Genomic DNA, 1,061 nt, shown 5'->3' with positions numbered 1-1,061 from the left:
TGGACAAGAATGAGCTAGAAGTATTGATCTAGCTCTGGTGATTTGAATTAGAAAATGTATTAATGTTGTGTATAGTTTATCAGCAGGTATTCGTAAGCATCTAGTCAGGAAAAACAACAATACCCAACGCTTCGAGAAGCTGTTCTTGTTGCCAGCTGGCAATTTTGATACCTGATGTATCGACTTTTCGAGGATCTAAACCGTCGAGTTCGGCGTGGCATAAATTAGCACCCTGTAGGCTAAACTGTCCCCAGACATCTTCAGAAAAAACACCTCGACTTAAGTCTGACTCTTTCAGTGATGCGCCCGCGAGGTGAGTCCCTATCCAGCGATTTTCAAACAGCTCACATTTTTCTAAACAGACCCGCTCCATATTGGCATAAGACAGGTTACATCCAGTAATAAAGGCTGAGCAAAAGTACATACGATTACTCACTTGATTGGCAAAGTTTGCTCGGGAAAAGTTGGCCCCTTTTAAATCACACTCACGTAACTCAATACCGTAGCAATTGGCGTTACTAAAGTTTGCCATCGCAAGCTGGCATTGTTGGAAACTTGCATCGCGAAGGTCTGCGACATCAAAATGGCAACCTTCGATATCACCCTGTTCAATGAACTTGCAGTTAATAAATGTCGCATCACGCAAGTTAGCACGTCGAAAATCGCATCGGATAAAGGTGCAAGCAGTGAAAGTAATATCACTTAGATCTTGATGTGAAAAACTGTGGTGTCGATATGTGTGACGGTAGGTTTCCATGTTGACTCCTATGATGAACTGGACGCAACACTACCATCAAAGCCACATCACATCACCAAAATAAAAACACTAAAAATCAAGATCTTAAAAACCCTCATTTTGCCTATTTTAAGGGGGTAAAATAGCGCCCTGAGCCTCTATGTTAACGTTCAAAGTACGCGGCACCATTGAAAAAAGTTATCCGCTTAAAAAGCCACAGAGAAAAGGAACCCAATAGATTACTGATGTCCGCCATTAGGTAAAGTAACCTTAAACGGAAGCCTGCAATTTGAAGTAGATACAAGGTCTAAGAAGGAATGGGGCA

1 protein-coding gene is annotated in these 1,061 nt (G+C 41.8%); it reads right to left on the bottom strand.

Going from position 1 to position 1,061, the window contains the following annotated elements; translation table 11 throughout:
* Window positions 1-100: 100 nt before the first annotated feature.
* Complete coding sequence (locus DZ860_RS23755; RefSeq protein ID WP_012537714.1) at window positions 101-757, bottom strand: quinolone resistance pentapeptide repeat protein QnrS2; 657 nt, start codon at window positions 755-757, stop codon at window positions 101-103.
* Between the last annotated feature and the right edge of the window lie 304 nt (window positions 758-1,061).

It is taken from the genome of Vibrio sinensis (assembly GCF_003605645.1).
Lineage (GTDB): Bacteria > Pseudomonadota > Gammaproteobacteria > Enterobacterales > Vibrionaceae > Vibrio > Vibrio sinensis.
The sequence above is the reverse complement of the archived record's forward strand: the minus strand, read 5'-3'. Positions and strand labels throughout refer to the sequence as shown.